The organism is Enterobacter sp. ECC-249 (assembly GCF_043965265.1).
GTDB lineage: Bacteria > Pseudomonadota > Gammaproteobacteria > Enterobacterales > Enterobacteriaceae > Enterobacter > Enterobacter quasiroggenkampii.
The window spans coordinates 3,663,561-3,676,080 of sequence record NZ_CP143660.1 but is presented as its reverse complement, the minus strand read 5'-3'; the positions used below and the strand labels follow the sequence as shown (position 1 = coordinate 3,676,080).

The following is a 12,520-nucleotide window of genomic DNA, read 5'->3' as shown; positions in this document are numbered from 1 at the left end:
CGGCTGCGCCTTACCCGGCCTACATAAGGGCACAGGCCCGTAGGCCCGGTAAGCGAAGCGCCACCGGGCAAAACAGGCAGCGCTTATGCAAATAAATGCTCCGCATGGAAGCGAAGATGATCCTCAATAAAGGACGCAATGAAGTAATAGCTGTGATCGTATCCCGGCTGAATGCGCAGCGTCAGCGGCCAGTCCTTCTGGCGTGCCGCTTCTGCCAGCACCGCAGGCTGTAGCTGTCCGGCGAGGAACTGATCCGCATCACCCTGATCGATAAGCATCGGGATCGCATTTGCTGAGCTGCTGGCCAGCATCAGCGCACAGCTGTCCCATTCCTGCCATTTCGCTTCATCTTCACCCAGATAGTTCGTGAAGGCTTTCTGCCCCCACGGCACCTGCGTTGGGTTCACAATTGGCGCAAATGCCGACACGCTGACGTATCTCCCCGGATTTTTCAGCGCCATGATGAGCGCGCCGTGTCCGCCCATCGAGTGGCCGCTGATCGCGCAGCGCTCGCCGACCGCAAACTGCGACTGCACCAGCGCAGGAAGTTCATCGCGAAGGTAATCATACATGCGGTAGTGGCGCGCCCAGGGCTGCTCGGTCGCATTCAGATAAAACCCGGCGCCTTTGCCCAGATCGTATCCGGCATCGTCGGCCACATCATCGCCGCGCGGGCTGGTGTCAGGCATCACCAGCGCAATGCCCAGCTCGGCAGCAATACGCTGCGCGCCCGCTTTGGTGGTGAAGTTTTCGTCGTTACAGGTCAGGCCTGAAAGCCAGAACAGAACCGGCGGATTTTCCGTCGGCGGCAGGAAAATGCTGAACGTCATTGCACAGTTCAGGACGGTGGAGTCATGCCGCCAGCGCTGCTGTCGACCTTCAAAACAACGGTGCTCTTCGAGCAGTTCCATGCAGGGCTCCTTAATGAGAATACGTATTCATAAAAACCATAATACAGTCTTTTCATTGACCTGTGAGTAACTTTCACTTTCGCCAGACGACGAGATGCTGCATCATAAATTTACTTTTCTTTAACAATTGGAGCGGTCATGGCGCTGCGTATTGCGCTCAGTGGGTTTGTCGTTCTGGTGGTGGCGATGGGGATAGGGCGCTTTGCCTTTACGCCTCAGGTGCCGCTGATGATTGCTGCCGGGCAGCTTACGCTGACCAGCGCGGGTCTGGTCGCGGCGATGAATTATCTGGGCTATCTGGTGGGCGCGTGGGATGCGATGCGCGCGCACCGCTTTGTGGAAACGCGCCTCTGGCTTGGCATCACCGGCGCGGTGGCGCTGACGCTGCTCTCCGCGGCGGCGGAGAACGCCGTCGTGCACGGCCTGCTGCGCTTCGTGATTGGCTGTATGAGCGGCTGGTCGATGGTACTCATTGCCGCCTGGACCAACGAACGGCTGGGACAGCTGGGTAAACCGGGCCTGAGCGCTGCGGTGTTTGCCGGACCGGGGGCGGGGATTGCCCTGAGCGGCCTGCTCGCCGTCTATATCCAGGCAAAATCCCTTTCGGCCGGGGCGGCATGGCAAATCTACGGCGTGCTGGCGCTGGTGCTGACGGCGGATTTAAAGCGCCTGGTCTGGAGCTACAGCCTGGCCGGTTTTGGCTATATCCTCCCGGCGACCTTCCTGTCGCAAATGGCGGCCGTGCGTTTTCCCGGCAGCCTGTTTGCGCAGTTTGTCTGGCCGATTTTTGGTATCGCCGCCGTGGTGGGCATTGCGCTCAGTATTCTTTTACGCCATACCTCAACGGCTAACCGCAGGCTGGCTATAGTCCTGTGGTTACAGGGGGCGGGCGTGCTGGCGGCCTGGCTGCTGCCGGGGATTGGCGGTTTGCTGACGGGCGGGCTGCTGGTGGGCGGCGGCTTTTTGTGTGCCGTGCAGCTCTCGCTTTTATACGGTCGCGAACTGGCGCCAAACCACACGCGCTATATGGCCGGCCTGCTCACCACCGGATATGCGATTGGGCAGTTGATTGGCCCGATGACCTCGGCGTTATCAACCTGGCTTACCCACCGACTGGAGCCCGCGCTGGGGCTGGCGGGCATTGCGCTGTTCGTGGGGGGAGCCCTGGTCTGGAATCGTCACGCTGAAAGGCAACAGCAATTGCAATAATTATCGTCGTGAATACTGGATTATGTGCGCCGCCTCACGCACAATGAACGCATACTTTTGCCACAACGAGGGCAAAAGACGCCACACCTGCAGGAGAACAAAATGTCATCACTCAGTAAAGAAGCTGCCCTGGTCCACGAAGCCCTGGTTGCGCGCGGTCTTGAAACGCCACTGCGTCCGCCCGTACAGGACTTGGACAATGAAACCCGCAAGCGTCTGATTGCCGGTCATATGACCGACATCATGGAGCTGCTGAATCTCGATCTGAGTGACGACAGTCTGATGGAGACGCCGCACCGCATCGCGAAAATGTATGTCGACGAAATTTTCTCGGGGCTGGATTACGCCAACTTCCCGAAAATCACCGTCATTGAAAACAAGATGAAGGTGGATGAGATGGTGACGGTGCGCGATATCACGCTGACCAGCACCTGCGAACACCATTTCGTCACCATCGACGGCAAAGCGACCGTGGCGTATATCCCAAAAGATACGGTGATTGGGCTGTCGAAGATCAACCGCATCGTGCAGTTCTTCGCTCAGCGTCCGCAGGTGCAGGAGCGTCTGACGCAGCAGATCCTGACCGCGCTGCAAACGCTGCTGGGTACCAATAACGTGGCCGTCTCTATCGACGCGGTTCACTACTGCGTCAAGGCGCGCGGCGTGCGTGATGCAACCAGCGCGACCACAACAACTTCGCTGGGCGGCCTGTTTAAATCGAGCCAGAATACCCGCCAGGAGTTCCTGCGCGCGGTACGTCACCACAATTAAGTCTTACAGGGCAGGGACCATGGAGCGAAACGTCACGCTCGATTTTGTTCGCGGCGTCGCCATTCTCGGTATCCTGCTGCTTAATATCAGCGCCTTCGGTCTGCCGAAGGCGGCTTATCTCAATCCTGCCTGGTATGGCGACATCACGCGCAGCGATGCCTGGACCTGGGCAATCCTCGATCTCTTTGCGCAGGTCAAATTCCTCACGCTCTTTGCCCTTCTGTTTGGCGCAGGCCTGCAGCTTCTCCTCAAACGCGGCACGCGCTGGATCCAGTCGCGCCTGACGCTGCTGGTTATCCTCGGCTCTATTCACGGCCTGTTCTTCTGGGACGGCGATATTCTTCTTGCCTATGGGTTAGTCGGGCTCATCTGCTGGCGCCTCATTCGCGATGCGCACAGCGTTAAAAGCCTGTTCAACACCGGGGTGATGCTCTATGTCATGGGGCTTGCTGTATTGCTGCTGCTGGGGATGATCTCCGGCGAGGCGACAAACCGTTCCTGGATACCGGATGCCGCTAACCTGCAGTACGAACAGTACTGGAAGCTGAAAGGCGGTACGGAAGCGATAAGCAACCGCGCGGATATGCTGGGGGATAACCTCCTTGCGCTCGGGGCGCAATACGGCTGGCAGCTGGCGGGCATGATGCTGATGGGCGCGTCACTGATGCGCACCGGCTGGCTGAAAGGCGAATTCAGCCTGCGTCACTATCGTCGTACCGGCGCCGGTCTGGTGCTGCTCGGCGTTCTGATTAACCTCCCGGCGGTAATTATGCAGTGGCATATCCACTGGGATTACCGCTGGTGCGCGTTCCTGCTCCAGGTGCCGCGCGAACTGAGCGCGCCGTTTCAGACCATCGGCTATGCGGCGCTGATCTATGGCTTCTGGCCAATGCTTTCCCGCCTGTGGATCGTCAGCGCTATCGCCTGCGTGGGCCGTATGGCGTTGAGCAACTACCTCCTGCAAACGCTGATTTGCACCACGCTTTTCTATCGCTTTGGCCTGTTTATGAAATTCGACCGCCTTACGCTGCTGGCGTTTGTTATCCCGGTCTGGGTAGTAAACCTGGCGTTTTCTGTGCTCTGGCTACGTTATTTCCGCCAGGGACCGCTGGAGTGGGTGTGGCGTCAGTTAACCGCACATGCTTCAGGGGTATCATTGAAAAACACATCCAGATAACGATCTGGATCACAATCATTAACAAAACGGATGTAAGCGTTTTCATGAGTGTGAGCTTCTTCACGTAGTCCCCTTTCTCTCGCTGCCAAAATAGCCACCTTGCTAAACACAGGGGGTGTCTGTGAGTTGCTGCAATCCTTTGAAGGATGGTGAATATGATCACCATTCGTGACGTCGCCCGTCAGGCGGGCGTTTCCGTGGCTACCGTCTCACGCGTGCTCAACAACAGCGCGCTGGTCAGCCCTGAAACCCGTGAAACCGTAATGAAAGCCGTGACCCAGCTCGGGTACCGGCCAAATGCCAATGCGCAGGCGCTTGCGACGCAGGTCAGCGACACCATCGGCGTGGTGGTGATGGATGTATCAGATGCCTTTTTCGGCGCGCTGGTGAAAGCGGTCGACGTGGTCGCCCAGCAGCATCAGAAATACGTCCTGATCGGCAACAGCTATCATGAGGCCGAAAAAGAGCGCCATGCCATCGAAGTGCTGATCCGCCAGCGCTGTAACGCCTTGATTGTCCACTCAAAAGCCTTAAGTGATGAAGAGCTAACCGGCTTTATGGATCAGATCCCGGGCATGGTGTTGATCAACCGCATCGTTCCGGGCTATGCCCACCGCTGCGTCGGGCTGGATAACGTTAGCGGCGCCATGATGGCCACGAAAATGCTCATCAACAACGGGCATCAGCGGATCGGTTATCTGGCCTCCAGCCATCAGATTGAAGATGACGATCTGCGGCGCGAGGGGTGGCAGAACGCCCTGAAAGAGCACGGCATTACGCCGTCTGAAAGCTGGACGGGCACCGGCACGCCGGACATGCAGGGCGGTGAGGCGGCAATGGTGGAGCTGCTGGGCCGCAACCTGCAGCTGTCTGCGGTGTTTGCCTATAACGACAGCATGGCGGCTGGCGCCCTGACGGCGCTGAAGGATAACGGCATTGCGGTGCCGCAGCATTTATCACTCATTGGTTTTGATGATATTCCGATTGCCCGTTACACCGACCCGCAGCTGACAACGGTGCGTTACCCCATTGCTTCTATGGCGAAACTGGCGACTGAGCTGGCGTTACAGGGGGCGGCAGGGCTGCTGGATCCGGGCGCAACGCACTGTTTCATGCCGACTTTAGTGCGCCGCCACTCCGTCGCGGCCAGGCAAATTGTGGTTCCGATCACTAACTGATTACATCAGGTGATGTAACCGTTTTCAATCTGTGAGTAAATTCACAGTATCTTAACAAGGCGCTGACTATGATGTCAGCGTTTTAGGAGCTGAAACGCTATGTAACGGTGATTATTCACTTTCACTATAGCCAACGAGCCGCAAACAACGAATAAAACGCATTTCTGGAGCGTTACCGAACACGGAAGATAGAAATTTTATAAGTGAACTTCGGCTGTCAGTAACGTTTTATTAACACCTGCCCGCCGATCGTTATTCACAAGAACTACCCTGCATAAAAAAACCGGAGATACCATGAATAAGAAGGTGTTGACCCTGTCTGCTGTAATGGCAAGCATGCTTTTTGGTGCAGCAGCGCACGCTGCGGATACCCGTATTGGTGTGACCATCTATAAATACGACGACAACTTCATGTCTGTTGTGCGTAAAGCGATTGAGAAAGATGCGAAAGCAGCGCCAGACGTTCAGCTGCTGATGAACGACTCCCAGAACGACCAGTCCAAACAGAACGACCAGATCGACGTTCTGCTGGCGAAAGGCGTGAAAGCCCTGGCCATCAACCTGGTTGACCCGGCTGCAGCAGGCACGGTTATTGAAAAAGCGCGCGGCCAGAACGTGCCGATCGTCTTCTTCAACAAAGAACCTTCCCGTAAGGCGCTGGATAGCTACGATAAAGCGTATTACGTCGGTACCGACTCCAAAGAGTCCGGTATTATTCAGGGCGATCTGATCGCCAAACACTGGGCGGCGAACCCGAACTGGGATCTGAACAAAGACGGCCAGATTCAGTTCGTGCTGCTGAAAGGCGAACCAGGCCACCCGGATGCTGAAGCGCGTACCACTTACGTTATCAAAGAGCTGAACGACAAAGGTCTGAAAACCCAGCAGCTGGCGTTAGATACCGCGATGTGGGATACCGCTCAGGCGAAAGATAAGATGGACGCGTGGCTGTCCGGCCCTAACGCCAACAAAATCGAAGTGGTTATCGCCAACAACGATGCGATGGCAATGGGTGCGGTAGAAGCGCTGAAAGCACACAACAAATCCTCCATTCCTGTGTTCGGCGTGGATGCGTTGCCAGAAGCGCTGGCGCTGGTTAAATCCGGTGCGATGGCCGGTACCGTGCTGAACGATGCCAACAACCAGGCGAAAGCGACCTTCGATCTGGCGAAAAACCTGGCCGATGGCAAAGGTGCGGCTGATGGCACCAGCTGGAAAATTGACAACAAAATCGTTCGCGTACCTTACGTGGGCGTAGACCAGTCCAACCTGGCTGAGTTTATCGGTAAATAAGTAAGCGGTACTGTCTCCACTGGGCGCAATTCGTTGCGCCCTTTTATAACGCGATATGCGAGGCCAACAAGGTATAATTATGGTCAGCACAACTACTCAGTCATCCGGTGAATACCTGTTGGAAATGAGCGGTATCAACAAGTCATTTCCCGGCGTTAAGGCACTCGATAATGTTAATTTAAAAGTTCGTCCTCACTCTATTCACGCCTTAATGGGGGAGAACGGTGCGGGTAAATCAACATTATTAAAATGTCTTTTTGGGATCTATCAAAAAGATTCTGGCAGCATTCTTTTTCAGGGGAAAGAGATCGATTTCCATTCAGCGAAAGAAGCACTGGAAAACGGTATCTCGATGGTTCACCAGGAATTAAACCTGGTTCTGCAGCGTTCAGTCATGGATAACATGTGGTTGGGGCGTTATCCAACCAAGGGTGTCTTTGTCGATCAGGAAAAAATGTATCGCGACACCAAGGCGATTTTCGACGAGCTGGATATTGATATCGATCCGCGCGCCCGCGTGGGAACATTATCCGTCTCCCAGATGCAGATGATCGAAATTGCCAAAGCGTTCTCCTATGATGCGAAAATCGTCATCATGGACGAACCGACATCGTCATTAACGGAAAAAGAGGTTAATCACCTTTTTACCATTATTCGCAAGCTGAAAGATCGCGGCTGCGGCATTGTGTATATCTCCCACAAAATGGAAGAGATCTTCCAGCTGTGCGATGAGATCACCATCCTGCGCGACGGCCAGTGGATTGCCACGCAGCCGCTGGAAGGGCTGGACATGGACAAGATCATCGCCATGATGGTCGGCCGCTCCCTGAACCAGCGCTTCCCGGATAAAGAGAACAAGCCGGGCGAAGTGATTCTGGAAGTGCGTAATCTGACCTCGTTACGCCAGCCGTCCATCCGCGATGTCTCCTTCGACCTGCACAAGGGTGAAATCCTGGGGATTGCCGGTCTGGTCGGCGCAAAACGCACCGATATCGTGGAAACCCTGTTTGGCATTCGTGAGAAAGCCGAAGGCACCATTACGCTGCACGGTAAGAAAATCAATAACCACAACGCCAACGAAGCCATTAATAATGGTTTTGCGCTGGTGACGGAAGAGCGTCGTTCGACCGGTATTTATGCTTATCTGGATATTAACTTTAACTCGTTAATTTCTAACATTCGCAATTACAAAAACAAAGTCGGGCTGCTGGATAACTCCCGCATGAAGAGCGATACCCAATGGGTAATAGACTCCATGCGCGTGAAAACGCCAGGCCACCGCACCCAGATTGGTTCGCTGTCAGGCGGTAACCAGCAGAAAGTGATTATTGGCCGTTGGTTATTAACGCAGCCAGAAATTCTGATGCTGGATGAGCCGACCCGCGGTATTGACGTCGGCGCGAAGTTTGAAATTTATCAGCTGATTGCCGAGCTGGCGAAAAAGAATAAAGGGATCATTATTATTTCTTCCGAAATGCCGGAATTGTTAGGGATCACGGACCGTATTCTGGTTATGAGCAATGGTCTCGTCGCCGGTATTGTTGACACCAAAACGACAACGCAAAATGAAATTTTGCGTCTTGCGTCTTTGCACCTTTAAGATCAGGGGCTCCTCATGAGTGCGTTAAATAAAAAAAGTTTTCTCACTTACCTGAAAGAAGGCGGTATTTACGTTGTTCTTTTAGTCTTGCTGGCAATCATCATTTTCCAGGACCCTACGTTCTTAAGCCTGCTGAACCTGAGTAACATTCTGACCCAGTCCTCCGTGCGTATTATCATTGCGCTGGGCGTGGCGGGCCTGATCGTGACCCAGGGGACGGACCTCTCCGCGGGGCGTCAGGTAGGTCTGGCGGCGGTTATCGCGGCAACCCTGCTGCAGTCGATGGAAAACGCCAACAAGGTCTTCCCGGAAATGGCCACCATGCCGATTTTCGTGGTGATCCTGATTGTCTGCGCCATCGGTGCGGTGATTGGTCTGATCAACGGTATTATCATCGCCTACCTGAACGTGACGCCGTTTATCACCACCCTGGGTACGATGATCATCGTTTACGGTATCAACTCCCTGTACTACGACTTTGTCGGTGCTTCACCTATCTCGGGCTTTGACAGCGGCTTCTCGACCTTTACGCAAGGGTTTATCGCGCTGGGCAGCTTCCGCCTGTCGTATATCACCTTCTATGCGCTGATTGCGGTGGCCTTCGTCTGGATCCTGTGGAACAAAACGCGCTTTGGTAAAAACATCTTCGCTATCGGCGGTAACCCGGAAGCGGCGAAAGTTTCCGGCGTAAACGTTGCCCTGAACCTGCTCTTCATCTATGCGCTGTCCGGGGTGTTCTACGCCTTCGGCGGGATGCTGGAAGCGGGCCGTATCGGCTCTGCCACGAACAACCTTGGCTTCATGTACGAACTGGATGCGATTGCAGCCTGCGTGGTGGGCGGCGTCTCCTTCAGCGGCGGCGTGGGGACGGTGCTCGGCGTGGTGACCGGTGTGATCATCTTCACCGTCATCAACTACGGGTTGACCTATATCGGCGTGAACCCGTACTGGCAGTACATCATCAAGGGCGCCATTATTATCTTCGCGGTTGCGCTGGATTCACTGAAGTACGCGCGTAAGAAATAATCGTCTCTCGCTATACCCGGCCCGCTCACCGAGCGGGCTTTTTTTATGCCCTATGCCAGATGGAACTCCTCCTGCGTCACAATCCGCTCAAACCAGTCGAGTTCAGAAAGCTTGCAGGCGACCCACTGTTCGGAAAAGGCGTCGCCCAGGCTGTCGGTGAGATACTGACAGCGGGCAAAGGCCTCAATAGCCTCCTGCTGGAACAGGGGAAGTTCGGGCCGATCGTGCTGCGGTTCGGGCAAATCCTCCTCGTCGATGTTTTCCAGCCCGTAGAGCATGCCGGTAAGGATAGTGGCCGCCACCAGATACGGATTCGCATCGGCTCCGGCCAGCCGGTACTCAATACGACGGTTGTGGTCATCCGAGCAGGGAATACGCAAGGCGGCGGAGCGGGTGTTATAGCCCCAGGAGTTAAAGACGGGTTCCGTCAGGTTTTTACGCAGGCGACGAAACGCGTTGACCCCCGGCGCAAGAATGGCGACGGAGGCGGGCATCAGCGCCAGCTGGCCCGCGATGCACAAACGCATCATGCTGCTCGGCGCATTCACCGGGGAAGCAAAAACGTTGTCGCCGCGGCTATCGTTCAGGCTGAAATGGATGTGCAAACCGCTACCGGACAGCTGGCTGAATGGCTTAGCCATAAAGTTGGCCTGCAGGCCGTGCTTTTCGGCAACGTATCGGGTCAGGCGACGCAGCGCCAGCACGTTATCGCAGACCTCAACGACGCGATGGCTGTGCTTCAGGTTTAATTCGTACTGACCGGACTCGGCTTCCGCTACGACCCCTGACAGCGGGATGCGCTGCAGGTGAGCCAGCTGTTCCAGCTCGTCAAACAGCGCCGCATGCGCCGACGAGGTATCCATATGAAAGCAGCCCTGATTTTGCGGATCGCGATCGCCCTGCCCCGTCAGATAGAACTCGATTTCCGGGGCAATCACCGGGAAAAGGCCGTGCCGGTGGAAGCGGGCCACGACGTTCTGCAGTATCGCGCGCGGCTCAAGCGGGCAGGGGTTACCGCCGCTGTCTTTCATCGTCAGCAGGATCTGCGCGTTGTGCTCCGGATCCTGCGGACAGGGACGCAAAGAGCCGGCGACCGGAACGCAGAGCCGGTCCGGTTCATCATGAAGCGGGGCGGCGATTTTTCCTTTTTGATCCATTGAGTAAACGGAAAGCGGAAAATAACAGCCTTTTTCCAGACTCAGCATGCTCTCCACTGAGAGGCGCTTGCCGCGCATCGTGCCGTTGATATCGTTCAGGTAAACGTCAACATGTTTCGTCTGCGGGTAACGTTCCAGATAATCGGCCACTTCCACGGCAACGTCGTGCTGCAGGGCGTCAATTTTTTCATCCAGCCAGAGACCAGAATGGAGTGCGCCAGGGAGTGATAAGCCGGGAAAGTTAAAGTAAGGGCGGAGACTTTTGAGGAAAAACGCATTCATTATCGAGTTCATAGTCATTCTTCAATGAAGCCGTAGCGGCAGTGAACTCAGCTTAAAAGAGCCGACGTAAAGGGGAGATAAAAAGCGTCAGGCCCGGCGTAAAGAAAGTATAAAGGCGGTCCCGCTATTTCTCTTTTTTCTGCATATCGAGCAGCTGCTCGGGCGTGACGGCCGGGTAACCCTGCGCGTCTTCCGGTACTTCGTGCATCGCCGGAATCGGCACCAGCGGGCCTAAAAAGCGCGGTTCGCGTTTGAAGATGTACAGATCGGCAAGGGCACCAAAGCGGGCGCCGAACTCGCGGACGCGCACGCTAAGCATATCTTTTGGCGACGGCACCGCGTAGCACTGCGCCTGAATGCCCATATGCAGGGCAATAAACAGCGCGCGCTCGCAGTGGAAGCGCTGGGTGATGATGATGAAGTCGTTGGTGTCGAAGACTTTGCGCGTGCGCACGATGGAGTCCAGGGTGCGGAACCCGGCGTAGTCGAGCACGATATCGGCAGGATCCACGCCCGCGGCAATCAGGTCCTTACGCATCGTCACCGGTTCGTTGTAGCTTTGCAGGGCGTTATCGCCGCTCAGCAGCAGGTAGTTCACCTTGCCGCTGTTGTAGGCGTTCAGCGCGCCCTGAATTCGGTAACGGTAATACTGGTTAATGACGCCGGTGCGATAATACTTGGCGGTGCCGAGCACCACGCCAACCTGGCGATAGGGCAGGTCCTGCAGGTCGTCAAAGATGTAGGGAGCGGTTTTCCAGCTCATCCAGCGGTCGAGACCGAGCACGATCAACAGCAGTATGCCGACCAGGACAGACAGGCTGTAAAAAACGCGCTTTAACATGCAGATGGCTCGTACCGAAGGTGAAATTTAACTCAGGCTACTTTACCCGCCTGGTTAGCGCAAGAAACAGCGACTCAACTGAGGGGTTTTTCAGCAAACTGGCGGGCATTTCTGCCCGCCGGAAGGATTACGCCAGCAGTACGCGGTCAATCGTCGTACAGCCCAGCGCTTTAAGCGTTGCGGCAGTGGCATCCCACTGAATCAGCGGCGCATCGGCAATTTCAGCCAGAATGGCGCGCTGAATGTCAGGATAATCATAGCCGTTCAGGCTCAGCAGGTTGAGTGCGCCCTGCAGAGGCGGCAGCGTTGGGTTAAACGCGGCGTTTTCCGCATAGCTGCCGGTGAAGATTCGGCCATCGCGGCACTGTAGCGCCACGCCGCTCGGGGACTTGCTGTAAGGCGTGTGGCTCTTGTTGGCGGCGGTAATCGCCGCCTGGCTCAGGTCATCGCCGGACAGGGCGAAACCGTGGTCCTGATCGTCCATCAGCAGCGTTTTGATCTCCAGATCTTTCGGGCCAAACGCGTCAGGCAGATAATCCCCCAGGGTATGCGGCGCGCGGCCTGGCAGATTGATGCGCAGCTGCAGCCCGCTGTTCAGCTCGTTCATAAACTGACGGCAGTGGCCGCACGGAGTGTAGTTAACGGTAATGGCGCTCAGCGCTTTTTCACCGCGCAGCCAGGCGTGACTGATTGCGCTCTGCTCGGCGTGCACGGTTTGCTGCATGGTTGCGCCCAGGAACTCCATGTTGCCGCCGAAGTACCAGGTGCCGCTAACGCCGCGCGCAATGGCCCCGACGTTAAAGTGGGAGAGATCGGCCCGCGCGCAGGCGGCAGCCAGAGGAAGCAGTGCGAAAGCCAGCGCGTCTTCGTCCAGTCCCGTTGCCTGTTTCAGCAACGTGACCTGCTCCGCGGTCAGCAGGGCGGGGAAGTGCGCATCTGCCAGAACGGGAGCAAGGGCTGACTGCAAATTCTCTGCAAGCTGGGCGAAAGCAGCTTGAAAACGTGGGTGCATGGCGTTTGCCTCATAAAGGTTAATGGATCGGTAGTTTACGGAGCCGTCAGGGCTTTATATGTG

At 56.0% G+C, this 12,520-nt stretch carries 11 protein-coding genes; 7 read left to right on the top strand and 4 right to left on the bottom strand.

Features of this window, described 5'->3' with window-relative positions:
• Positions 1 to 83 precede the first annotated feature (83 nt).
• Complete coding sequence (gene fghA, locus V1587_RS17535; RefSeq protein ID WP_371897292.1) at positions 84 to 911, bottom strand: S-formylglutathione hydrolase; 828 nt, start codon at positions 909 to 911, stop codon at positions 84 to 86.
• 138 nt (positions 912 to 1,049) lie between these two features.
• Between fghA and V1587_RS17530 the strand changes: the two genes are divergently transcribed.
• From V1587_RS17530 to mglC, 7 genes are all read left to right on the top strand, one after another.
• A complete protein-coding gene (locus V1587_RS17530) occupies positions 1,050 to 2,120 on the top strand; it encodes a YbfB/YjiJ family MFS transporter (RefSeq protein WP_395314437.1) in 1,071 nt (356 codons plus the stop codon).
• 102 nt (positions 2,121 to 2,222) lie between these two features.
• A complete protein-coding gene (gene folE, locus V1587_RS17525; protein WP_008500927.1) occupies positions 2,223 to 2,891 on the top strand; it encodes a GTP cyclohydrolase I FolE in 669 nt (222 codons plus the stop codon).
• A gap of 19 nt (positions 2,892 to 2,910) precedes the next feature.
• Complete coding sequence (gene yeiB, locus V1587_RS17520; RefSeq protein ID WP_395314436.1) at positions 2,911 to 4,068, top strand: DUF418 domain-containing protein YeiB; 1,158 nt, start codon at positions 2,911 to 2,913, stop codon at positions 4,066 to 4,068.
• A gap of 155 nt (positions 4,069 to 4,223) precedes the next feature.
• On the top strand, positions 4,224 to 5,246 hold the full coding sequence (gene galS / locus V1587_RS17515; RefSeq protein WP_371897289.1) for an HTH-type transcriptional regulator GalS: 1,023 nt from the start codon (positions 4,224 to 4,226) through the stop codon (positions 5,244 to 5,246).
• Positions 5,247 to 5,540: 294 nt separating this feature from the next.
• Entirely contained in the window at positions 5,541 to 6,539 is a 999-nt protein-coding gene (gene mglB, locus V1587_RS17510) for a galactose/glucose ABC transporter substrate-binding protein MglB (RefSeq protein ID WP_014884564.1), read from the top strand.
• Between the two features lie 79 nt (positions 6,540 to 6,618).
• The gene (gene mglA, locus V1587_RS17505; protein ID WP_148242272.1) at positions 6,619 to 8,139 is read left to right on the top strand and encodes a galactose/methyl galactoside ABC transporter ATP-binding protein MglA; all 1,521 of its coding nucleotides are present in this window, start codon (positions 6,619 to 6,621) and stop codon (positions 8,137 to 8,139) included.
• Positions 8,140 to 8,154: 15 nt separating this feature from the next.
• Positions 8,155 to 9,165 carry a galactose/methyl galactoside ABC transporter permease MglC gene (gene mglC / locus V1587_RS17500; RefSeq protein WP_029740401.1) on the top strand — a complete coding sequence of 337 codons (1,011 nt, stop codon included), beginning with the start codon at positions 8,155 to 8,157 and terminating at the stop codon, positions 9,163 to 9,165.
• A 50-nt stretch (positions 9,166 to 9,215) separates the two neighbouring features.
• Here the strand turns inward: mglC and V1587_RS17495 are convergent, their stop codons facing one another.
• The 3 genes from V1587_RS17495 to cdd all read right to left on the bottom strand — a co-directional run bounded on the left by V1587_RS17495 (position 9,216) and on the right by cdd (position 12,457).
• Positions 9,216 to 10,604 carry a glutamine synthetase family protein gene (locus V1587_RS17495; protein WP_371897288.1) on the bottom strand — a complete coding sequence of 463 codons (1,389 nt, stop codon included), beginning with the start codon at positions 10,602 to 10,604 and terminating at the stop codon, positions 9,216 to 9,218.
• Positions 10,605 to 10,728: 124 nt separating this feature from the next.
• Positions 10,729 to 11,445, bottom strand: coding sequence for an outer membrane permeability protein SanA (gene sanA / locus V1587_RS17490; protein ID WP_008500918.1), 717 nt, complete (start codon positions 11,443 to 11,445; stop codon positions 10,729 to 10,731).
• Positions 11,446 to 11,572: 127 nt separating this feature from the next.
• Positions 11,573 to 12,457 carry a cytidine deaminase gene (gene cdd / locus V1587_RS17485; protein WP_371897287.1) on the bottom strand — a complete coding sequence of 295 codons (885 nt, stop codon included), beginning with the start codon at positions 12,455 to 12,457 and terminating at the stop codon, positions 11,573 to 11,575.
• Between the last annotated feature and the right edge of the window lie 63 nt (positions 12,458 to 12,520).

Coding starts and splice junctions, on each gene's coding strand:
- fghA (WP_371897292.1), bottom strand. CDS start 911: ATGGAACTGCTCGAAGAGCACCGTTGTTTTGAAGGTCGACAGCAGCGC.
- V1587_RS17530 (WP_395314437.1), top strand. CDS start 1,050: ATGGCGCTGCGTATTGCGCTCAGTGGGTTTGTCGTTCTGGTGGTGGCG.
- folE (WP_008500927.1), top strand. CDS start 2,223: ATGTCATCACTCAGTAAAGAAGCTGCCCTGGTCCACGAAGCCCTGGTT.
- yeiB (WP_395314436.1), top strand. CDS start 2,911: ATGGAGCGAAACGTCACGCTCGATTTTGTTCGCGGCGTCGCCATTCTC.
- galS (WP_371897289.1), top strand. CDS start 4,224: ATGATCACCATTCGTGACGTCGCCCGTCAGGCGGGCGTTTCCGTGGCT.
- mglB (WP_014884564.1), top strand. CDS start 5,541: ATGAATAAGAAGGTGTTGACCCTGTCTGCTGTAATGGCAAGCATGCTT.
- mglA (WP_148242272.1), top strand. CDS start 6,619: ATGGTCAGCACAACTACTCAGTCATCCGGTGAATACCTGTTGGAAATG.
- mglC (WP_029740401.1), top strand. CDS start 8,155: ATGAGTGCGTTAAATAAAAAAAGTTTTCTCACTTACCTGAAAGAAGGC.
- V1587_RS17495 (WP_371897288.1), bottom strand. CDS start 10,604: ATGAATGCGTTTTTCCTCAAAAGTCTCCGCCCTTACTTTAACTTTCCC.
- sanA (WP_008500918.1), bottom strand. CDS start 11,445: ATGTTAAAGCGCGTTTTTTACAGCCTGTCTGTCCTGGTCGGCATACTG.
- cdd (WP_371897287.1), bottom strand. CDS start 12,457: ATGCACCCACGTTTTCAAGCTGCTTTCGCCCAGCTTGCAGAGAATTTG.